Source organism: Methyloversatilis discipulorum (assembly GCF_000527135.1).
In the GTDB taxonomy this organism is placed as follows: Bacteria; Pseudomonadota; Gammaproteobacteria; order Burkholderiales; family Rhodocyclaceae; genus Methyloversatilis; species Methyloversatilis discipulorum.
The window spans coordinates 1744110-1767151 of sequence record NZ_AZUP01000001.1 but is presented as its reverse complement, the minus strand read 5'-3'; the positions used below and the strand labels follow the sequence as shown (position 1 = coordinate 1767151).

The following is a 23042-nucleotide window of genomic DNA, read 5'->3' as shown; positions in this document are numbered from 1 at the left end:
ATTGCAAGAGCCGGCCTTTTATTTCCCGATCGGGAAACAAAAATCTGCTCTCAATTTCAAATTGACACCCATTCACATCCAATGTGGATATTTTCAGAAGTGCTACCGGGGTGTGAAAGCTGCTCTCGAAAATCCAGGCGATTCGCTCTCCCTCCACGCTAGGGCTGCAGTAACCCGCGTCCGTTGTCACAAGTGGCACAAGAGGATTGGCCTCGTTCTGGACCAGTGTGACTGAACCCGGATTCACGCGCATCGCAAGATGCGCCTCTGAGCCTCTCTCTCCACAAGCTATCCCCGCCGCACCGGCGCTTGCTTGATCTGACTCTGCAGGGCTGTCCATTTGGGCAGCCCTGTTTCATTGGCCCAAGATGAATTCTTCCGCGTTGCAGAGAGCTATGCTCTGGACTGGTTGAAGACACGGACAGCTCTTTCAGCAAGGATCCGGCCATGAGCAGCCCAACACAAGAAGACCCTGATCGCGGCGCCTCCGATAGGCCAGTTCCACCGGTCAAGCCTTCTCCTGCAGAGGAGGGCGACAGATTGGTGATGGCTTGGGCTCGCGATATCCGCTCCCAAGAGTTGCGGTACATAGGCGAGCTCAGCCCGGCCCAGAACGGAAAGGGCTCAGGGTGCGAGTGCCTCAGTTGCGGACTCCCCTTGGTCGCGGTGAATGCAGGCAAGCATGTTTTCAAGCGACGGCCACATTTTCGTCATCCAGAAGGGGCGGTAAAGGACTCCTGTGAAGTGCTGGCCGCGCGTGCCCTCGTACTGGATCGGTTCAGGAATGAAGGACTGCTTACTCTGCCCGGGCGAGGCAGGGGGCAGCGGATTTCCGGCCTGAGCGGGCAGACCTACGATGCCTGGGTCGAATTTCCGCCTGAGCGAGTAAAGACACACCGGTTCGACATTGTCGATCGCGCTCACGCGATCCTCACTCTGGATGACGGCCGGAGATTGAGGGTCCGGCTGACTGGACGGGTACGGGTTTCTGAAGACGTTGGATTCAATGACCCCTCGGACATCCCAACGCTTGAGATCCTCATCGATGACCCCGAGATTGCAGCCCTTCCACCGGAAGAGTTGCGCAAGCGAATTCAACTTCTCATCGGGGCAGGTGTCTGGTGCTCGCATTGGCAAGACGCGTCTCTTCTGGAGAAAGCCACTCAAGCCGCGATTGACCAGGCGAATGCTCATGTGGACTGGGTGCCGGATGGCTTAGAGATCCCTGATGCGCTCAGCCCGCTGCTCAAGCGCGAAAGCCTTCTCCATCTCAAGGCCAAGGAGATCCTGGAGCGGGCTCGGCGTATCAATCTGCCTGAGCTCAGGGTAGATGTCGCTAAGAGAGGCAGATCGGGAAAAACGGAAAGCCGGAGCTTCTCGGTTCCCGGTCAGATACTCGAGCTCTCTTCTGTACAGCTCGAACGCCCCATGGGAAGAATTCGCCCTGATGTCGTGGCTTTCACAGTTGAAGCTCCTCTGTGGCCAGCGGGGCCCGTGCTGATTGAAATTACAGTCACACACGGCATTTCTGATGAGCGACTTGCCCGCATCCAGGCTCAAGATCTGCCTGCTCTAGAGATCGACCTGTCCGTCCTTGGCGGCGTCGTAACGCAAACCCAGTTTGAAGAGCTGCTTGTCGAAGGCTTGACCGGCAAGCGTTGGCTTCACCACCCCCAGATTGAGGTCGAACGCTCCCGTCTTGAGATTGAAGTCAATGAGGCGCTGGCCAAGGCAGACTCCGCGGCAGAATCTCGAAGCATCTCTTCGCAAGCAGGGGAGAGCCCATTCGGCGTTTCGCTTGCCGTCTGGCTTAACCGATACTTGGATGCGATCCTCGCGCATGCGGACGCATTCCTCCATTATGGTCGATCAGGTGCGCCCACCAAAGAAGCGCTGGATGATCTTGCGCGTTGTGCAGAAGGCCTTGCTTTGCACGGGCACTCCTATGCAATGGAACTGGGCAGGCCCAATTGGACACTGGTTGGCCTTGTTGAAGTCATCCTGACAATCAAGCTCGATCGAGCGATCGCCCGTGAAGACGCGTCCACTTGGGACGTGGTCCAGGATCTTCTTCAAGAGGACAGGGCTGGTGCTCGTTGGCAGACCCTGTACCTGATGGCGCTCAAGGTCTTCAGGCCCAACTTGACCCCGGAACAGCAGGCCTGGGTTGATCAACGAAGAGCCCAGGTCTGGGCCAGCATCAAAGCCGGTGAAGGACGTTTCGACAGACCTTGGAAATTTGATCCCTTGCTTGCTGAGCTTTTTCCGGAGTTGGCCCCTCTTTTGAGCCTGCGATCTGCAGGGCAAGAAGGCCCCGTACCCAGGGTGCAAGCTTCAACAACGAAGCGGCATCCTGGAGGCCAGCCAGATCTGCTGACTGACTCCTTTTCCCCACCGCCCCTTGAAAATACTTGGCTGACTGGAAAGGCTCTTGAGGAGTGGAAGCGCAAGAACCCAGATGGAGTGAAGAACTGGGAGTACGCCAAGCAGCATATCACGCCAGATATCTGAATTGCATTGCACTTTTCGTCGCGTGCTTTCCAATTGGTGTGAGAGTAAATGGTTCTTGGGTAAAGAGAAATAATGCTAATTATTCGAGCAAAAATCGCCTAAAAATTGAGAGGTTCGGATCGTCGTCCGGTTAGGAGGCAAACTTACCCCTGTCGGAATGATAAATCCATGGTTCATGGCTTTGGAGTAATGTCCTTCTCCTTTGTGTGCTCAACTGAGCCCATGCCGCAGCATTCCCTGCACTTGACTTTGTCCCGCACGCTACCTGAGCCGCGACACTCGGGGCAACATGAATTTTCTTCAAAACCGTGGGGCAAGGAATCTATCATCCCTATACCCCCACAGCGCTCACAAGTTAAATCACCGACTTGGCCGTTGCCCTTGCATGTCCAACATGTTTTTACCCCCGGATTATTGTCGTCAACTACTCCAAGGCCATCGCATCTTGCACAGATTTTGTATTTACCATCGATATTTCCTTTGCCGTTGCACGTATCGCAAATCCGGCTGGTTTTCGATATCTCAAAAATCCGAATAAGGTAGCCTTTTCCCTCGCAGTTTTTGCATAAATACTCCAGTGTGATGGGGGTCCTGCCGTCGCCATTACATTCGGGACATATTTTTTCATCTTCGAAGGTAGGGGATATCCAGCCTCTGCCCTCACAGCATGAACATGCTTTTTCGGTTTTTTGGGATAGGGTTCTACGCCCTGCACAATTTTCACAGGATAATTTTCTTATTTCGCGAAAGGTCGTCAAATTATCACCCTTATGGCATGGTATTGTGGTTTTCTTGGTTCGGCCAGCAAGGTCTCCGGAATCTAAGAGCTACATTCCGTAATGTGGATGCAAGGGCATGCTAGCGCCCCAACTTGCCCGTCACGCTTCCTCACTGGAGGGCCGACTTAACCCTCCTCGGGCCTCAGCGAAACCCTTGGAGATTTAAGGAGAGTATCGATGAAGTTTGTCAGCAACGCCGGATCTGATCGGGTTTTAGACCTGATCCGCCCGTGGCTCAAGCCTGCACATCGGATGGACATGGTGTCCCCGTCCTTTTCGCTGTATGCCTTCTCCGAGGTCTTGACCGAGCTACCTCACCTGTCCAATGCCCGACTGGTGGTGCCGCCGACCTCCACAGCCCCTACCAGGGGTACGGAGCAAGAGCAACTGGGCTTGTTGGGGACGGCTGCCGACCGGGCTTCTCGAAACAAGTTGCAAGCTCCTTGGTTGGCGAAAAAGTTGGTGGCCTGGCTTGAAAGCAAGGCTGATGTTCGCCATGCCAGCGGCCCCATTCCTCAGGGCACATTGGTTCTGAGGGATGGCAAAGGCTCAGCACAACAGGCTGCGCTCGGCTCGTTTTCCTTCAGTAGTGAAGGCTTGGGCGTCACCCCGGGCAACCCGCTCAGCCTGATTCAGGCGTCCGAAAGCCCTGCTGAGGCGCAAATGCTCAGTCAGTGGTTCGACATGCAATGGGCCACGCTGAAGGAACACCCTCAAGCCAAGGCCGACCTGATCGCAGCGGTCAAGAGCCTCTCTGTCCATCGAGACGCCACCAGCGTGTATGCGTTGATGCTGCAGCACCTGTTTGCCTCCAGTGGCGACGGTCTTGACGAGGAGCGCATCGTCAAATCGGCCACGGGTATCCGCAACACGGTGGTTTGGAAGAAGCTGTACAAGTTCCAGCGTGACGGTGTTGTGGGGGCCATCGACAAGTTGGAACGGTTTGGCGGCTGCATCATCGCCGACAGCGTGGGCTTGGGTAAGACGTTCGAGGCACTGGCGATCATCAAGTACCACGAGCTACGCAACGACCGCGTGTTGGTGCTTTGCCCGAAGCGTCTGCGTGACAACTGGACGCTCTACAAGGCCAACGACCGGCGCAATGTCTTGGCCCCGGATCGACTGAACTATGACGTGCTCAACCACACGGATCTGTCACGTGACGGCGGCCATTCCGGAGACATTGACCTGTCTCACATCAACTGGGGCAACTACGACCTGGTGGTGATCGACGAGTCGCACAACTTCCGCAACAAGAAGTCACCCCGCCAAGGCAACGAAACCCGTTACGACCGGCTGATGCGAAAGATCATCCGTGAGGGTGTGAAGACCAGGGTGCTGATGCTGTCTGCCACCCCAGTCAACAACCGTTTGGCTGACTTGCGAAACCAGATCGCTTTCGTGACTGAAGGGGACGATACCGCGCTGTTTGAACATGGTATTGCCAGCATAGACAGCACCACGCGGCGAGCGCAGAAAGCCTTCAACCGCTGGCTTGAGCTACCCAGCGAAGAAAAGACACCATCGCTGCTGGTGGAGATGCTTGGCTTTGACTACTTCGCCTTGCTCGATCACCTCACCATCGCCCGCTCACGCCGTCACATTGAAAAGTACTACGGCACGAGTGAGACAGGTCGCTTCCCTGACCGACTGCCCCCGATCAACATCAAGGCGGATGTGGACCGGGCGGGAGAGTTTCGCTCGATCCGCGAAATCAACCTGGAGATCAAACGGCTCAACCTCGCTGCCTACGCGCCACTGCGCTACGTACTGCCTCACAAACAGGCTGCATACGATGCCAAGTACAGCACTCAAATTCGTGGCGGCGAGAGCTTCTTCCGCCAGGTGGACCGCGAAGAAAGCTTGATTCATCTGCTGCGCGTCAATGTTCTCAAGCGCATGGAAAGTGCGGTGTCGTCGTTTGCATTGACTGTGCGTCGCCAGCTTAAGGACGTCGAAACGACCCTGGCACAGATCGAAGCGCACAGCGAGGAAATCGAAGAACTCGACATTGCAGACGTGGACATTGACGACCCAGCCTTTGAGACCCTGCTGGTCGGGCGCAAGGTCAAGGTGCTGCTGGGCGATGTTGATTTGCTGCGTTGGAAACAAGACCTGATCGAGGATCGCAACCGCCTTGCCACGTTGTACGCGGCAGCAGAGCAAGTCAGCATTGCGCGAGACGACAAGCTGCTGAAATTGCGCGACCAAGTCGCCAGCAAGTGCAAGAACCCGATCAACAGCGGAAACCGCAAGGTCATGGTGTTCACGGCTTTTGCCGACACCGCCACCTACCTGTACGAGCAACTGGCCGGATGGGCCAAGGCAGAGTTGGGCCTTGAAACAGCACTGGTCACCGGGTCTGGCCGTAACCAAACCACGCTTCCCAGCTTGCGGCGTGATTTGACCAGCATCCTGACTGCCTTCTCCCCCCGCTCAAAAGAACGCCCCGAGGAGTTAGCTGGCGAAGGTGAAATCGACCTGTTGATCGCCACCGACTGCATCAGCGAGGGCCAGAACCTGCAAGACTGCGACTGGCTCATCAACTACGACATCCACTGGAACCCGGTTCGCATCATTCAGCGGTTTGGCCGCATCGACCGAATCGGCTCCACCAACAGCCGCATTCAACTGGTCAACTTCTGGCCCAACATGGAGCTGGAGGAATACATCAACCTGGAACAGCGCGTCAGCGGTCGCATGGTCCTGTTGGACATATCCGCCACGGGCGAAGAAAACATCATCGAGCAGCAGTCCGGCAACCAGATGAACGATCTGGAATACCGCCGCAACCAGTTGCTAAAGCTGCAGGAAACCGTCATCGACATGGAAGACCTGTCCAGTGGCGTTGCCATCACAGACCTCACGCTGACCGACTCTCGTATTGACCTGGCCGAGTTCGTCAAAGCGCACCCAGGCAAGCTGGAATCCCTGCCGCTGGGCTGTTTCGCCGTGACGACCAGCATCAATGCCGAAGTTCCCCCAGGAATCATTTTTTGCCTTCGCGCAGAAGATGCGGCTGCTGAGAAGGCCATTGACCCCAGCTACCCCTTGGCCCCCCACTACTTGGTCCACGTGGGCGAAGATGGCTCGGTGCTGTTGCCTTACACACAAGCCAAGCGCGTCCTAGACCGACTCAAGCGCCTGAGCCTTGGCCGGGACCTGCCTGACGCATCCGCGTGCGCCCAGTTCGACCGTGCCACCAAGCAAGGCGAAGACATGCGCCACGCACAAAAGCTGTTGTCCGCGGCAGTGTCGTCCATCGTCGGCAAGTCGGAAGAACGGGCCATTGCCAGTTTGTTCTCACCAGGCGGCACCCATGCCATGAAGGGCGAGTTTGCTGGCTCGAATGACTTTGAAGTGCTGGCCTATCTGGTGGTGCTGCCCAACCACGCTGAAGGGCCTGCTGCATGAGTCAAGCCATGCTGGGCTTAACTGCCGATCAAGTCGTGTCAGCCATGGGCTTGCCAGATGCGGCCATAGTGAATCAGCGCGTTCCCAAAAAAATGCTGCTTGAAAACGGAGTGCCCACGGCAGCAGACCGCAAGTTGATTCAGGACCACATTGAACAGGTGACGTGGGTCGCCGCTCTGAAGCCAGCTAACGCTGGGGTGCCCGACTTTCAAGATGAACAGCGCACCTACCTGGAGGTGGCTGTCCTAACTGTCGCCATGCGTGACTTGGGCGGACTGACCGCAAACTCAACCAAAGTGAAGCGCATCAGCGAACTGCTCCACCGCGCCATTCCGTACCCCCTCGTGGTGGTGCTGAGCGAAGGCGAGCACCTGTTCATGTCAATGTGCCACATCCGCTGGGCGCAGAAAGAAGCAGACAAAACTGTGCTCGATGGGGAGCCCTTGTTCGCCACACTCACGGCTGATGAGTTCTGCTCCGCCTTTCTGGAGGCGTTGGCGATGAGCCAACAGCCACGCACCCATTTGTGCACGCTGTACCAGGGCTGGATGGACACGCTGTCAGCATGGCAAGCCGCCAAAGTATCTGGGCGGTTTGCGCTGAGCCAATCGACCGCCCATGCCGCTGAGCGGCGTGCTGCACTGCAGCGATGCCGGGAACTGGATGCCCGGATTGCCAGCTTGCGATCAGCCGCCAGCAAAGAGAAACAACTAGCCCGCCAAGTGGCGGCGAACCTAGAAATCAAGGCTTTGATAGCCGAACGCCAGCAAGCCGCCAACATTCTTTAAGGGAAATAGACATGAAGAATCAAAAACAAACCATTCGCAAGATTGTCGGCTTCTTGAATAACTCAGATGAAGACGGCGGCTTCTGGCTACCTAACATTCAACGTCCTTTTGTTTGGGGCGAAGAACAAATCTGTCGTCTGTTCGATTCGATTTTGCGCGAGTACCCCATCAGCACCCTGCTTGTGTGGAAGACCACCAGCGGTATTCGTCGCCGCAAGTTTATTGACAACTGGTCCAACACCCTCAAGTTGAGCAGCTTCTACGTTCCGGAAGACACCAAGAAGAAATGTTTGGTTCTTGATGGTCAGCAACGCTTGCAGAGCCTGTACATCGGCCTTTGCGGTAGCTTTTCCGGAAGAGAACTGCACTTTGATGTAATGAGCGGTACTGCGGCCTTGCCGGACGACATCAAATACCGATTCGAGTTTCGACAGAGCGCGGCCACTGGCTTTCCATGGGTCAAATTCAAAGACATGGTTTTCACGACGCGCAAGAAGCGTGAGTTGATTCAAGACATGGAAGCCAAAGCTGGCCGAGCCTTCACCAACGAAGAGAAGGACAAGATCGAAGGCAATCTTGATCTGGTGGATCGAACCTTCAAGATGGATGAATCCATCACCTATCAGGAACTCGACAGCATCGACAACCCAGACCTGTACACCGAGGACGATGTGGTGGAAGTCTTCATTCGCGCCAACTCCGGTGGCACCAAGTTGGAGAAGTCGGACCTGCTGTTCTCATTGCTCAACGCCACCTGGGATGTGGCTGACAACCGCATGGAAGAACTGTTAGATGAACTGAATCGACACGGCTTCTCATTCGACCGGGACTTCGTTCTCAAGACCTGTTTGGTTTTGCTAAACCAAGGGGCACAATACGAAGTGTCCAAGTTCCGCAAACCAGGAGTGCGTGAAGCAATCGAAGAAAAGTGGGACGAATTGAGTGCATCCATCAAGGCAGTGGCGGACTTTGTTAGAAGCAAGACGTACATCCAGTGCGACAAAGCCTTGCCTTCCTATTTGGCCTTGATCCCACTGATCTACATTCGTCACCACTACCCGATGGCCTGGACCACCGCCAAGCAAGTCGATACGTTTTTGGTGCGCTCCCTTCTAGCAGGTGCCTTCAGTGGACAGTCTGACCGGGTCATTGATGCTCTTGTCAAACGTTTCAAAGAGATCGAACGCTTTGACGCGGATGAGGGCTTTGCTGTGATTCGCTCTCAAAACCGCAGTCTTGAAATAACCAAAGATCGGTTCTTCGAGATGGGCTATGGCTCAAAGACCATCCATCTGATCCTTAACCTTTGGTATCCCGCATTCAGCCACACACCTGCCTACGACAACAACCTGCCGCAGGTGGACCATGTGTTTCCGCAGAGCCGGTTGCGGGCGGTGAAGATCAACAGCCTTGAAACTGGACGCCCGGTTATGAAGTACCGCGATGACGCCCGCAACCAGTTGGCGAATTGCATGCTACTGACCCGAGCAGAGAACGGATCTGGTGGGAAGAGCGACACCGAGCCCGCAGACTGGTTCAAAGACAAAGACGACGACTACCTGAACCTCCACCTCATCCCCAAGGACAAGAGCCTGTGGAGCATGGACCGGTTTGAAGACTTCATTGCTGAGCGTAAGAAATTGATCGCAGCCAAATTTTCCTGGTTGATCGTTTAAGCCGCACGAAGCCAGAACCCATTACGAGGCACCTCAATGACTCTCCAAAAGATCGAAGCGCATTCGCCAGAGGCACAAAGCGCAGACCTCATCGCCGACAACATTGCCAAGCTGCGTGCCATGTTTCCCGAATTGCTGACGGAAAGTGGTACCCGTGCCACCGTCAATGTGGATGTACTTAAGCAATTGGTGGGGGATGCCACCGCCTATGACGGAGATGAGAAATACGGGCTGAACTGGCACGGCAAGCGCAAAGCGCGTCAGATTGCTCTGACGCCGAGCACTGGAACTCTACGTCCCTGCCCCGAAGAAAGTGTCGATTGGGATTCCGCGAAGAACCTAATGATCGAGGGCGACAACCTGGAGGTGCTCAAACTGCTGCAGAAGAGCTACGCAGGGAAGGTGAAACTGATCTATATTGACCCGCCGTATAACACAGGCAAGGACTTTGTTTACCCTGACAACTTTCAGGACAACATCAGAAACTATCTGGAACTTACGGGCCAGACCGAAGGTGGGGCCAAGATTACCACCAATACCGATGCCAGTGGTCGTTTTCACACCGATTGGCTAAATATGATGTATCCAAGGTTGAGGTTGGCAAGGAATCTTCTGTCTGATGATGGGGTGATCTTTGTTTCTATTGACGATAGTGAATCAGCCAACCTTAAATTTCTTCTTTCTGAAATATTTGGCGAAGAGAACTATATAGACACAATAGCGGTGGAAATGTCCACCACGTCAGGCCCGAAGACTGTTAATGCACAGCAAGGAACTATTGTAAAAAACGTCGAATTCGTTCATATCTTTAGAAAATCAGCGGCGTTTGACTTGGGGCCACATACGCCATTACTCGATGGGATCGAGAACTATGATATCCATTACTCCGTATGGCTGAATGATGATGGAACACTTGGGTCGCTGGCGGATGCACTTCTCTCTAATAGAGCGGTAGCCGATGATATTCAGAAATATGGGTTTCTAGATCGGGGTAGATTCAGTGTAAATAACCTGAGTAAGCTACTTTTGTTGTCCGAGGCTGCGAAATCTTTTGTTGAGGCTAATCTTAATAGAATTGCTCGTGTAGACCGTCCTCCAGTTTCTGCTGCCGGTCGATCTACCATCGTTGGTCAATGGGAAGCTTTTGAAGTCGATCACCGAACCTATTTTTTGACAACACTCAGCAATGGGACGTTGCAGGCGTTAATGCCATTGGCACTGAACTACAGGGAATCTGATGACTATAAGCCGCGCTTCGGTCGAACCGTAATCAGGGGCGATCTTTGGAAGGGTTTTCATCAGGATATGGGAAATGTTGCCAAAGAAGGTGATGTGGCTTATTCAAACGGGAAAAAACCTGTTCGACTGATTAAACAATTAATAAAATGGGCAAATATTGCTACTGATGGTATTGTGCTGGATTTTTTTGCCGGTAGTGGGACCACCGCACATGCAGTAATGCAATTAAGTGCGGAAAATAATAAAAATCTTCGCTATGTGATGGTGCAGCTTCCCGAGCCTCTCGACCCCAACAATAGCGAGCAAAAGGTATCGTCTGATCTTTGCGATAAGTTGAATAAACCGCGGAATATCGCAGAAATAACTAAAGAGCGACTGCGCCGGGCTTCGGCAGAAGTTAAGACCGATAATCCGCTTTTTTTTACTGGAGACAATGGCTTCCGCGTTTTCAAACTAGATACCTCTAACATCCGCGCCTGGAACCCTAACGCCGCCGACCTAAAAGCATCACTGTTCGATCACCTCGACCACTTGGAAGCTGGCCGCAGCAGCGACGACATCCTCTACGAGATCCTGATCAAGCTCGGGCTCGACCTTTGCGTACCGATCGAAACACGCGAAATAGCTGGCAAGCAAGTCAACAGCGTCGGCGCTGGTGTGCTGATGGCCTGTCTGGACGAAAGTATCAAGGCCTCTGAAGCCGAGGCTCTGGCCTTGGGTATGCTCGCCTGGCGCGAGGAGCAAGGCACCGTGGGCGATACCACAGCCGTCTTCCGAGACAGCGCATTCGAGAATGACATTGCCAAGAGCAACCTGGCGGCGATCCTGAACCAGCATGGCATCAAGCAGGTACGGAGCCTGTGATGAAACTGCATTTTGAATCCGACCTGCCGTACCAGATCGAGGCCATCGAGGCGGTGTGTGACCTTTTCCGTGGTCAGGAGGTCTGCCGCTCGGTTTTCACGGTCACCGCGCAGGCATTGGCGGCTGGCGCACAGCAGAGCTTTGAGGGCAAGCACTTCACCGAAAGCGGTGGTATTGGCAATGCGCTGCAACTGGTGGTGGACGAGGAGCTGTATGCCAACTTGCAGGCGGTGCAGCTTCGCAATGGCTTGCCTCCGTCTCAGCCCTTGTCAGCTGCGCAACCGCTCGACTTTACCGTGGAGATGGAAACAGGGACGGGCAAGACCTATGTGTACTTGCGAACCGTGTTCGAGTTGAACCAGCGGTATGGCTTCACCAAGTTCGTGGTCGTGGTGCCTTCGGTTGCCATCAAAGAGGGTGTGAACAAAACGCTTCAGATCACCCGCGATCACTTTGAAACGCTGTACCCAGGCGCCAAGGGCTACGAGTTTTTCCAGTACGACTCGGACAAACTCGGCCAGGTGCGTAACTTTGCGACCAGCCCGAACATCCAAATCATGGTCATCACGGTCGGTGCTATCAACAAGTTCGGTGATGAGACTGCTGCATTGGCTGAGGAGTCTGACGAGGCCAAGCGCCGGGAGAAGTCCAAGAACAAGATGTACCGCGCCAGTGAGAAAACGGGTGGCGAGCGCCCCATCGACCTGATTCGCGGCACTCAGCCCATCTTGATCGTGGATGAGCCACAAAGTGTGGATGGTGGCATCGACGGCAAAGGCAAGAAGGCCCTGGCGCACATGTCACCACTTTGTACGCTGCGCTATTCCGCCACGCACGTTGACAAGCACAACATGGTGTACCGACTCGACGCCGTGGATGCCTATGAGCAAAGGCTGGTGAAGCAGATCGAGGTGGCAGCAGCCACGGTGAAAGGGGGTAACAACAAGCCCTACGTGAAGCTGCTTGCGGTGAGCAACAAGCGCGGTGTCATCACGGCCAGCATCGAGGTAGATCGTGAGAACGCGGCTGGTGCTGTCAGGCGGGATGTCATCTCTGTGCAAGACGGGTTCGACCTGGAGCAAGAAACCGGTCGCCCGCTGTATGCCGACATTCGTATTGGTGAGATCCGCACGGCCAAGGGCGATCAGTTCCTGGAACTGAAAGTGCCCGGCAGCGAGGTGTACCTGCGGGTGGGTGAAGCATGGGGTGACGTGGACGCCAGTGCCGTGCAACGCGAGATGATCCGCCGCACGATCAAAGAGCACCTGGACAAGGAGAAACGCCTACGCCCGCTCGGGGTCAAGGTGCTCAGCCTGTTCTTCATTGACGAGGTAGCGAAATACCGCCAGTACGACGATCAAGGCAACCCGGTGAAGGGGGAGTACGCCTTGATGTTCGAGGAAGAGTACAAACGCTGGGCGCGTCATCCGGACTACCAAAGCCTGTTTGCAGAGGTGGACCTGAGCATGGCCGCCCACGACGTGCACAACGGCTACTTCTCTATCGACAAGAAGAAGATTGGCGGCAAGACGGTTGAGGTGGTCAAAGACACCAGCGGCAGCACGGCCGCCGATGACGACACCTACAACCTGATCATGCGCGACAAAGAAAAGCTGCTGAGCTTTGAGTCGCCGCTGAAGTTCATCTTCTCCCACTCGGCCCTGAAGGAGGGTTGGGACAACCCCAACGTCTTCCAGATCTGCAACTTCTCGACCCGTGAAACCGAGCGTTGGCGTAGGCAAACCATTGGCCGAGGCTTGCGCCTGTGTGTGAACCAGAAGGGTGAGCGACTGCGCGGCTTTGAGGTCAATACGTTGACGGTGATTGCTACCGAAAGCTATGAACAGTTCGCCGAGAACCTGCAGAAGGACATTGAGAAAGACACCGGCATTCAGTTTGGCGTTGTGCAAGACCATGAATTCGCAGGCATTGCGGTCGTGCGATCTGCCGGTGACGTGCAACCGCTGGGCTTTGAGGCATCCAAGGCCCTGTGGGCTCACCTGAAGGCCGAGGGCTACATCAATGACAAGGGCAAGGTTCAGGACACCCTGAAAACGGCCCTGAAGGAGGGCACCCTGTCACTGCCAGGTGAGTTCGAGGCTCAACGTCAGCAAGTCGTCGCGGTGTTGAAGAAGCTGTCAGGCAAGCTCGAAATCAAGAACGCCGATGACCGTAAACACATTGCAGTGCGTAAGTCGGTGCTAGTCAGCCCTGAGTTCCGTGCCTTGTGGGATCGAATCAAACACAAAACCACATACCGGGTGCAGTTTGACAACGAGAAGCTGATTGAGAGTTGCATCGAAGCCTTGAACGATGCTCCCCCCGTAGCAAAAACCCGGCTGCAGTGGAAGAAGGCGGGCATAGCGATTGGCAAGGCGGGCGTTGATGCTTCCTTGATCTCCGTGTCTGATTCGATCACTTTGAACGAGGGTGACATTGAACTGCCCGACGTTCTGACGGAGCTGCAGGATCGAACGCACCTCACTCGCAAAACGATTGCTCGCATCCTGACCGAAAGCCACCGGCTGAACGAATTCAAGCGCAACCCGCAACAGTTCATCGAGTTGGCAGCCGATGCCATCAACCGCTGCAAGCGACTCGCGTTGGTTGATGGCATCAAGTACCAACGCCTAGGCGATGAGCATTTCTATGCCCAAGAGCTTTTCGAGACCGAAGAGCTGACCGGCTACCTGAAGAACCTGGTGCAAAACACCACGAAATCGGTTTACGAGCACGTGGTGTACGACTCCTCGGTTGAGCGTGACTTCGCCGAGGCGTTGGAGCGGAATGAGGCCATCAAGGTCTATGCCAAGCTACCCGGCTGGTTCAAGGTGCCTACCCCATTGGGAGCCTACAACCCTGATTGGGCCGTGCTGGTGGAGCGCGACGGTCAGGAGAGGCTGTACTTTGTAGTAGAGACCAAGAGCAGCCTGTTCGATGACGACTTGCGTGACGCCGAAAGCGCCCGGATCAAGTGCGGCGCGGCGCACTTCGAGGCGCTGGCGGTCGGTGAAAATCCGGCTATTTACGGCAAGTTCAAGGACGTTGATGGGCTGCTGAGCGTCGAGAGAATCCTAAATCCATGAACGTTTTGGACGCTGATTTTGCAGCGGAGGTATTGATCCGAGCACTTCCATTTTTTGGGCCGCCGCCCTTAACCAAGGAATAGAGTTGCCATTAGCCATGCGACTGAAGTAACTTTCTTCGTGCCTGCACCGTACGAGTGACTCGGTTGTGGGAAAGCGTAAGCACAGCTGAAGGGCTTCGCAGCCTAGATCCTGCGGCCGAGAGGTCAGGCTCTCTCCATTTTGTGAACAGACAAACTGGAGAAAGTCTTGCCAAACAAAGAGTTTGCTGCAAATTTTGCACTTCTAGCGAATAGCAATCTTCCAGAGAGTCGCTTTTCACTTCGGCTTCATGTCGGCCGCTCTTGGCAGGATCAAGACGCCTTTTTCCATCGCCACCAGACAAGCGAGCAGGAAGGCGGCCGAAAAACGCCTCCGGTTGACCTTCCGGTTGATCTGGTCGGGCAATTCATCAAGCCCGAGCGCTTCCAGCCGTCGGGACAATTCCTTGTAGTCGATCTTCTTCTCGCGCATCTCGCTCTTCAGCAGATCGAACGCGAGGTCTTCCCAGCGTGCGTGCGGGTTATCGCTCGCGGCTGCGCGGGCGGGCTTCTGCGGCATCAAAGGTTTCCCAGGCGGTTACGAAAAAGGGCGGACGCGACGACTGAGCGCTCTCAATGCGCTGAAATCGGTCGTATACGACCGAATCGCCATTTTCAGCCAAATCCGGTTCCTAGACGTGGACATCTAGAACTGATTTGACGACGCGATGCTGGATACCACACACCTCACAGAACTGTTCGACCGTCTCGGCACGCCCGATGCGGGGCGAAAACTTGTCCTCAAAGCGCGCATCGAGGCACCGGTACGACCGGTCAAATCCCGGGGCGGCAACGTCATCACCGTGCTTGCAAGCCGCAAAATGGGTTGCGAGATCAGCACGGAGAGCCGGCATATCGAGTTTGCCGCAGCCGTGGACCACGAATTCGATGCGCGCGTCCTTGAGTACTACGCTCAGCCCTGCGAACTGCGTCTTGAACTGTTCGATCCGGCCTTAGGCGACCTCCGCACTATCCGGCATTACCCGGACTTCCTTGTGCTCCGCGAAGACGGAATCACGCTTGAAGAGTGGAAGTCGGTCCAAAAACTGACCCGCCTTGCGGAAAAGCAGCCGTATCGGTACGAGCGAGACGCCGACGGACGCTGGTTAGCCCCTCAGATCGAGCGCGCATTGGCGGAGCTCGGAATCACTTACCGCATATACAGCGAAGAGGCCATTCCCCGCCGGCGTGTCGAGAATCTTCTCCATCTTGCGGATTACTGTCACCCGGCCGCAGAACCCTGTTTGCAGAGCGACGTCGAGCGGCTGACCGCCGTTCTTGCTGAACACGGCAGCTGTACCCTCGATTTCCTGATGGCGGCCCCCCAAGCGTTTTCAGCCGATGTAATGCTCAAGGCGATCCCTGATCACCTGGTTGTCGCTGATCTGGATAGGGACTTGTTGTCGGACACGCGGCGTGCGCGACTGTACCGTGACGAGACATTGCGCGATTTCATGGCGGGTGAGACGCATGTCGGTGCCGTGCCAGGACAAGAGCGTTTTGTCTTCGAGATCGCAGAGGGCGCGCGTTTCTCCTACGGGTCGCAGGAACTTACCATCTCGCTGGTGGGCGAAAAGGACGTGGTCTGCACCCGGCAAGCGGGGGCGACGGTCAATCTTAGCCGGGTCTGGATCGAGGCTGCTCTTGAGCGAGGTTCGATTACCGCTGTAGCCGGTACGAATCCGCTCGCGCTGGATCTCGCACGCCATACCAAAGAGGATCTCGATATCGCCTTGCAACGCAAAGCGATCTTGGAGTCCGAGACCTCAGTTAAGGGCGCAAGCGATCGCACTCAGAGGCGCTGGCGCGCGCGTGAGCATGCTGCTCAGGCAAACGGAGCCCATGAAGTGCTGGCGCTGGTACCCCGTACGTATGCCCGCGGTAATCGATCTCCCCGCCTGATCGAGCGGCAAGAAGAAGTCATGCAAGAGGTCATTGCGGACAAATGGCGAAGCAGTGAGGCCATCAATTTCAAAGCGTGCTATCGCTGGCTCGTCCTCGCGTGTGAAGAAGCCGGGGTTAAAACGCCTTCCTATCCAACCTTCATAGCGCGCATAAAGCAAGCGGAGACTTCGGGCGACCTGCGTATTCGCCACGGCAAGCGCATGGCCTATCAGCAGGGTGAATTTGTCGAGGTGCTTTATGCCGATACTCCCGCACATGGCAGTCGCCCCTTCCAGTACGTCCATATCGATCACACACAACTTGATATCGAACTGGTTTCGAGTAGATCGGGCAAACCGTTGGGGCGCCCGTGGCTGTCCCTGGCGGTCGATGCGTGGTCGCGTCGGATTGTTGCGCTGCATCTGACCTTTGATCCTCCGTCGTACCACTCGGTCATGATGGTGATACGCGACATGGTGCGGCGCTTCGGGCGCTTGCCCGAATTCGTCGTTGTCGACAACGGGCGAGATTTCATGTCAGCCGCGTTCGAAAGCTTTCTGCAGGTGATGGGCGTACATCTGCGCTTTCGGCCCGCCGGGCAGCCTCGACATGGGGCAGTGCTCGAGCGGCTCTTCGGGCGAGTGCACAGCGAATACGTCCACAACTTGGCGGGAAATACGAAGGCGACCAAGAACGTACGTATGGTCACCGGAAAGCACCTGCCCGTGAACTTTGCTGAATGGACTCTGGAGGCCATGTATTTCGGCCTCGAATACTGGGCGACCGAGTATTACGATCAAGAGCCACACGTTGCGCTGGACTGCAGCCCGCGCGAGGCGTTTCAGCGTGGGCTGCGGGAGAACGGCGCCCGCCCGCAACGGCTGATTCAGTTCAATCGGGATTTCTTGATTGCAACCTGCCCACCGGTCGACCGGCAGGGCGTTCGACTCGTGAATCGCCAGCGCGGCGTCAAGGTGTCTGGGTTGTTTTACTGGTGCCAAGAGTTCCGGGACCCGCGAGTTGCCGGGCGGAATCTTCCGGTGCGCTACGACCCTTGGGATGCCTCCTCCGTGTATGTCCGGCTGAAGGACCGCTGGGTGCAGGCTACCTGTCGCGTCCTCATTGGTTTGGGGCAACTGACCGACCTTGAGCGCCGGTCACTCACCGAGGAATACACCCGCAGGAGCGGCACGTCTCTTGATGATGAGGGCAGTGCGCAGCGTATTCGCGAGTTCATGCAGGTCTTAACGCCCGAAGGGGCGTTAGCCATTGCCTTGGAGCGCCAGCAAGAAAACAAGCACCTCTTCAACGCTTTGCAGCTGGGCTGCATCACCCCGGTTGCTCCTGTTCAGCAACGCCGCCTCTCTCAGGACATTCCACAGGCTGACACACCGTCGGCAGGTATCAGGTCATCTAAAGCCACACCGTCCGCTCGCCCGCCAGAGGCCGATGCGCCGGACGACCTCCCCGACTTCGATACCTTTTGAGGCGCACCATGACCAATCAACCAAACACTTCCGTCAGTACCGTACCCGTCTCCGCACAAAGCCTGCTTTCGCTGTGCATCAAGCACACCCGGATTGCGCAGGTCATGAGCGAACTTGACACACTGATCTACCCAGGCAGCCAGGACAGCATTCTTCTGGTCTGTGGCCCGACGGGCGTCGGTAAGAGCACCCTCGCGCGCCAGTTTGTTCAGGCCGCGCTGATGGACGCCTCGGCGCAGATGGAAGCCAACGCTGGCGTCATCCCCGCTGTATATGTGCAGGCACCCGCTTCAGGCGAGAGCGACTTTTCATGGACTTCGTTCTACCAGCGCATCCTCGACCAACTCGCAGGTGACCTCGACCTCCCGAAGGTCGCTTTTGGTGTGGATGCGAATAGTGGACGCGCGGTGTGGCCTAAGGGAGCCTCCCGCAACACTTTGGCGGCATTGCGTACGGCAGTGGAACGAGGTCTGCGCGAGCGAGGCACCCGCTTCCTCGTCATTGACGAAGCGGCCCATATCATTCGCCAGACCCGTCGCAACCGACTGGAAATCCAACTCGATACGCTCAAATCACTCGCCAACGAGTGTGGTACCCAGATGGTGCTGATTGGCTCTTACGATCTTTACCAACTGGTTTCGCTCTCGGGGCAGCTTGCTCGTCGCACACATGTGCTGCATTTCGAACGCTACCGTCAGGATCTGGATCCTGATCTGCGAGCATTTCGCGCCTGCGTGCTGAAGTTCCAAGCTGCTTTGCCCGAGCTGTGGGGTGACCAGTTGCTGCCGCACGCTGAGGTGCTTCAGGAAAACACTTTGGGTTGCGTGGGTACGCTGAGTGCGGTGCTGATGCGCGCAGCCATGCTGGCCCAAAAAGCCGGCGGCTGGTCGGTGGATGCATTGCAGCGAGCGCTGCTCACCGATGCCCAGCGGCAGCGGATTTTGGAGGAGATCCTGGAGGGGGAGGCTGCGATCAACGCGGGTTTGACGCGCCACACACTCAAAGTGCCGGCTTCGCGCGCCCGGGTGCAGAGACGGGGTGCAGCATGAATCGCGTCGTGCGCAATCCGCGCTCTGTCCTGCATGCGCTAGAACCGCGAGGCTGGAATACGCCTGACGTAGAGAGCCTGCTCAGCTATTTCTGCCGACTGGCGTTGTCCCACAGCGTTTCGGTGACGTCGCTCTCTCGTATCGTGGTCAAGCAAATGGGTAGCGAGTTGCGAGAGGGGTTCGACTGGCACGAGCGCAACCTCTGTGGCTTGGGCGAAGCGGCGGAGACATGGGCGGGGGCATTGGCGGCCCTCACGAGTGTCGGCCATCTTGACCGCTTGACATTGCTGCCATGGCGACAGGTCATCGCCCAGCGCGGACTGGCAGCCAAAGGCGGGCGGTGGTGTCCCGATTGCCTGGAGGAGGATAGGAGGAGCGGCGCCTCTCCGTACTTCCGTTTGGCCTGGGACATCGCAGCTGTGACGACATGTCACAAGCACCACACTTCGCTCGTGGATGTCTGTCCTGACTGCGGCCGCCCTGGCACCCGTCACCGGGCGACTTATGTGGTGCCGGGCTGGTGCACCCATTGCGGAGCTTTCCTAGGCCGCAGCGCTCTCCAGGCTCAAGCAGTCGTGTCGCCTGAGGCCATTTGGACGGCTCGCCAGGTTGGCCTGCTGCTGAGCGCTCAGTGCGACTTGTCGATGCAGCCGACGCGGGAAGGGCTGCGCGCAGTAATTGGCGAACTGGTCGCCCGTCTCGATCATGGACGGAGTGCCGCTTTCGCTCGCCGCATCGGGCTTGGGAAGGGTACGGTGCATCACTGGGTACAAGTTGGCGGTGTCCCCACGCTGGAGGCCAGTCTTCGCATCGCGCTTCACGTTGGGTTGCCGTTACCGAAACTGCTGGCAGGAGACCTCGGAGGGTGGTTGGTACCTTTCGCGATTGCTCAAAGAGAACTCGATCTGGGATCAGTCGGGATCAGAAGGGCACCCCGAGAGCTGAACTGGGAGAGCATGCGGGCAGAACTGACGCGATTTGCTGCCTTACCCGTGCCGATCAGCGTCGCACAGGCCGCGCAGCGCCTGAACGTGGATCGGCGTCATCTCTACCTGCAGGCGAACAAGGAGGCGCGGATATTGGGTGAGCGCTGGAAACGCTATGTGCGCAGCCGCGGGGAAGAGGTGCAGGCTCGGGCACGCCCATATATCGAGGCGGCGTGTCGAGCGCTGATTGAGGAGGGTAGGGCGATTACCTTGCGGGAACTGGAGGCGCGCGTACCGCACGACATCCTGTCTTCAGTCGAACATCTGTTCGATATGCTCCAGAACATCAAACAGGAACTCGACGCGAACTGACGCGCAAATTTCGAACAGAAAAAGCCGGCCATGAGCCGGCTTTTCTTCGTCCGGACATAAGCCCTCTTCCAGCCGGGCTGGTTCCAGTTCAGATGCTTAATCGCCTACCACAAAAAGCCGAAAAAGCAAAATGTGGCCTATCGAGAAATTAAGCATAAAGTGACCAAGTGGCCACTTTATGCTTAACGGCACAACCCGGAACGAGATCCGAGCCCTGATATGGTGGTGGAGGCGGCGGGAATCGAACCCGCGTCCGCAAGCCCTACACAGACAGTTCTACATACTTAGCCTGGCCATTTGATCTAACCCGTCACCCGCCGACCCGGCAGGCTGATGAAAGGCGATCCGCTTGATTTTCGTGATGCACCACGCGGCGGAGTGCACCCTTACTTTAGCTGTTAATGGCGCTGCGACCGGTTGCCCGGCCCGACCCGCTAATCAGTCGGTGCAGCGTCCGGCCTTAAGCGGCCAGAGCGTAAGATTCGTCGTTGGCGACTATCTAATTTTCGGTTGGATTTACGAGGTACTCCGACCCTCGGTATGCCCTGCGCTGCTTCGCGACCCACGTCGAGACCAGGTCGCCCCCAGTGAGCGGTAGATGGTACCACCTCGACCGATTACAAGAGGGGCAGAAGTTCGAGCGGATGATGGATGGTGTGGTCGGCACCCCACTCGCTGTGGTGGCGGGCGCAGCCCAGATAGCCGAAGGCTGCCGTCACCGAGCGCATGCCGGCGGCGCGCGCCGCCTGGATGTCGCGTTCGTCGTCACCGACATAGATGCAGTCCCCGGCCTCGACGCCCAGTTCGTTCGCTGCGAGGCGCAAACCTGCCGGATCGGGTTTGGGCACCGGCACGCTGTCGCCGCTGACAATGCTCGCGGCACGCTCGTGCAGGCCAAGTTCGCGCATCAGCGGCACGGTGAAGCGGGCAGCCTTGTTGGTCACCACGCCCCACGGGATGTCGGCCTGCTCTAACCGGGTCAGTACTTCGCCCATGCCGTCGAACAGCCGGGTATGGACGCAGATCGCGGACGCGTAGAGCGTCAGGAATCGGTCGGCCAGTTCTGCGTAGCCAGCATCATCCGGGGTCACGCCGAAACCTGCGCCGATCAGGCCGCGGGCACCCGCGGAAGTGTGCGGGCGCAGAGTGTCTGCAGGAAGCTCGGGCAGACCGCGTTCGATGCGCAGGCGGTTCAGTGCGCCGCCGAGATCGGGCGCAGTGTCGGCCAGCGTGCCGTCCAGATCGAACAGCACGCCGCGTGTGCGCGGCTCATTCATCGCGTACACACCGCATCAGGTAATTGACCGCAGTGTCCTTGCCGAGCGAGTAGACCTTGGTGAACGGGTTGTAGCTCATGCCCATCAGTTCAGCTTCGCGCAGGCCGGCGTCGCGCGCGTCGCGCGCCAGTTCCGACGGCTTGATCATCTTTTCGTACTCATGGGTGCCGCGTGGCAGCAGGCGCAGCACGTACTCGGCGCCGATCACCGCGAACAGCCACGATTTGGGATTGCGGTTCAGCGTCGAGAAGAACACCGTGCCACCCGGCCGAACGAGGCTCGCGCAGGCGCGCACGATGCTGGCAGGATCGGGCACGTGCTCCAGCATTTCCATGCAGGTCACCACGTCGTACTGCCCGGCGCGCGCGCGGGCATGGTCCTCGGCAGATTCGAGCAGGTATTCGACACGATTCCCGCTTTCCAGCAGGTGCAGGCGCGCGACTGACAGCGCCTTCTCGCCGAGATCGATCCCGGTCACGCTGGCCCCCCGCACTGCCATGCTCTCGGCGAGGATGCCGCCGCCGCAGCCGACGTCGAGTACACGCTTGCCGGTGAGGCCGACACAGCGGTCTATCCAGTCCAGCCGCAAGGGATTGATGTCGTGCAGCGGCTTGAACTCGGATTCCGGATCCCACCAACGGTGGGCGAGCTCCGAAAATTTCTCGAGTTCGAGCGGATCGGCGTTCTGATGTGTCGTCATGAGCGAAAGGACAGTCTGGCGTGCGCGAGGTTTCACCACCGGGGTAGCGATAGTAATGCCGCTATCCGGTTGGCGACGGGCGAAAAAAAGCCCTGCACGAATGCAGGGCTTTTGACGAGATCGGGAACCCGATTACTTCTGGGTACCGATGATCTCGATTTCAACGCGACGATCCGGCTGCAGGCAGTCCACCAGCTTCTTGTTGCTGCGGTGTTCCTTGCCCATCTTCATGCAGCTGTCGCCGGTCACCGGCTGGGCTTCGCCCTTGCCTTCGGTGTAGACGCGGTTGGCTTCAACGCCCTTGCTCACCAGGTAGTCCTTGACGGCAGCAGCGCGCTTTTCCGACAGGGTCTGGTTGTACTTGTCCTTGCCGATGCGGTCGGCGTGGCCAACGGCGATGATGACTTCCAGGTCGATCGAGCTCAGCTTGCTGACGGCGTCGTCGATCTTGGACTTGCCTTCCGGACGCAGCGTGGCCTTGTCGAAATCGAACAGGGCGTCAGCCGACAGGGTCACCTTCTGGGCGGCGGGCTTCGGAGCCGGAGCGGGGGCCGGAGCCGGCTCGGCAGCCTTCGGCGCCGGGGCGGCGGCAGGAGCCGGCTTCTCGCAGACGTCCTTCGGCAGCAGATCCTTGTCGCAGGCGCAACCAACTTCCGGGATCGAGGCAGCGTAGGCCGGCGTCCAGTAACCGGTTCTCCAGCACAGGCCGTTGGCGCTGCGGGCGACGACGCCACGCGAGTCGATCACGTAGGGAATGTGGGCCTTCATTGCCGGGTCGACCTTGATGTCTTCCATGGCCGACACGTTGGAGGCGAAACCGGCCGTGGCGGCCAGCAGGGCGATGAGCAGCGGTTTTTGCGTCAGTTGTTTGAGCATGATCCCCTCTTATAAAACTTGAAGCGGTTGTCAA

13 protein-coding genes and 1 other RNA gene are annotated in these 23042 nt (G+C 57.2%); 9 read left to right on the top strand and 5 right to left on the bottom strand.

Annotated elements, in window-relative coordinates:
* The first annotated feature begins 657 nt into the window (after nt 1-657).
* The 6 genes from METFAM1_RS20830 (at nt 658) to METFAM1_RS0108190 (ending at nt 14357) form a co-directional block, all read left to right on the top strand.
* Nucleotides 658-2511 carry a hypothetical protein gene (locus METFAM1_RS20830; protein WP_157256682.1) on the top strand — a complete coding sequence of 618 codons (1854 nt, stop codon included), beginning with the start codon at nt 658-660 and terminating at the stop codon, nt 2509-2511.
* Between the two features lie 956 nt (nt 2512-3467).
* Nucleotides 3468-6704, top strand: coding sequence for a DEAD/DEAH box helicase family protein (locus METFAM1_RS0108210; RefSeq protein WP_029644332.1), 3237 nt, complete (start codon nt 3468-3470; stop codon nt 6702-6704).
* Entirely contained in the window at nt 6701-7492 is a 792-nt protein-coding gene (locus tag METFAM1_RS0108205) for a DUF4391 domain-containing protein (RefSeq protein WP_232419686.1), read from the top strand. Before METFAM1_RS0108210 ends, METFAM1_RS0108205 begins: the two co-directional genes overlap by 4 nt.
* Nucleotides 7493-7503: 11 nt before the next feature.
* Nucleotides 7504-9168 (top strand): GmrSD restriction endonuclease domain-containing protein, encoded by a 1665-nt coding sequence (locus tag METFAM1_RS0108200; protein ID WP_019919123.1) that lies wholly within the window; start codon nt 7504-7506, stop codon nt 9166-9168.
* A 36-nt stretch (nt 9169-9204) separates the two neighbouring features.
* Nucleotides 9205-11271, top strand: coding sequence for a site-specific DNA-methyltransferase (locus METFAM1_RS0108195; protein WP_029644331.1), 2067 nt, complete (start codon nt 9205-9207; stop codon nt 11269-11271).
* The gene (locus METFAM1_RS0108190) at nt 11271-14357 is read left to right on the top strand and encodes a type III restriction-modification system endonuclease (RefSeq protein WP_019919121.1); all 3087 of its coding nucleotides are present in this window, start codon (nt 11271-11273) and stop codon (nt 14355-14357) included. Before METFAM1_RS0108195 ends, METFAM1_RS0108190 begins: the two co-directional genes overlap by 1 nt.
* A gap of 318 nt (nt 14358-14675) precedes the next feature.
* Here the strand turns inward: METFAM1_RS0108190 and METFAM1_RS0108185 are convergent, their stop codons facing one another.
* Entirely contained in the window at nt 14676-14957 is a 282-nt protein-coding gene (locus METFAM1_RS0108185; RefSeq protein ID WP_019919120.1) for a DUF6471 domain-containing protein, read from the bottom strand.
* A gap of 148 nt (nt 14958-15105) precedes the next feature.
* Between METFAM1_RS0108185 and METFAM1_RS0108180 the strand changes: the two genes are divergently transcribed.
* The 3 genes from METFAM1_RS0108180 to METFAM1_RS0108170 are packed head-to-tail and all read left to right on the top strand — an operon-like array spanning nt 15106 to nt 20155.
* Nucleotides 15106-17808 (top strand): TnsB C-terminal domain-containing protein, encoded by a 2703-nt coding sequence (locus tag METFAM1_RS0108180; protein WP_024300573.1) that lies wholly within the window; start codon nt 15106-15108, stop codon nt 17806-17808.
* Nucleotides 17809-17816: 8 nt separating this feature from the next.
* A complete protein-coding gene (locus tag METFAM1_RS0108175; RefSeq protein ID WP_024300572.1) occupies nt 17817-18857 on the top strand; it encodes a TniB family NTP-binding protein in 1041 nt (346 codons plus the stop codon).
* Nucleotides 18854-20155: a TniQ family protein gene (locus METFAM1_RS0108170; protein WP_027491034.1), complete on the top strand. Its 1302-nt coding sequence runs from the start codon at nt 18854-18856 to the stop codon at nt 20153-20155. Before METFAM1_RS0108175 ends, METFAM1_RS0108170 begins: the two co-directional genes overlap by 4 nt.
* 223 nt (nt 20156-20378) lie before the next feature.
* On the opposite strand, the gene ssrA is transcribed toward METFAM1_RS0108170, so the two are convergent.
* The 4 genes from ssrA to METFAM1_RS0108155 all read right to left on the bottom strand — a co-directional run bounded on the left by ssrA (nt 20379) and on the right by METFAM1_RS0108155 (nt 23008).
* Nucleotides 20379-20741: a transfer-messenger RNA gene (gene ssrA, locus METFAM1_RS20580) on the bottom strand.
* Between the two features lie 31 nt (nt 20742-20772).
* Nucleotides 20773-21432 carry an HAD-IA family hydrolase gene (locus METFAM1_RS0108165; protein ID WP_019919116.1) on the bottom strand — a complete coding sequence of 220 codons (660 nt, stop codon included), beginning with the start codon at nt 21430-21432 and terminating at the stop codon, nt 20773-20775.
* Nucleotides 21425-22132 carry a bifunctional 2-polyprenyl-6-hydroxyphenol methylase/3-demethylubiquinol 3-O-methyltransferase UbiG gene (ubiG, locus tag METFAM1_RS0108160; RefSeq protein WP_019919115.1) on the bottom strand — a complete coding sequence of 236 codons (708 nt, stop codon included), beginning with the start codon at nt 22130-22132 and terminating at the stop codon, nt 21425-21427. The genes METFAM1_RS0108165 and ubiG overlap by 8 nt, the downstream gene beginning before the upstream one ends.
* A gap of 132 nt (nt 22133-22264) precedes the next feature.
* Nucleotides 22265-23008, bottom strand: a complete 744-nt coding sequence (locus METFAM1_RS0108155) for an OmpA family protein (RefSeq protein WP_019919114.1) — start codon at nt 23006-23008, stop codon at nt 22265-22267.
* Nucleotides 23009-23042: the final 34 nt, after the last annotated feature.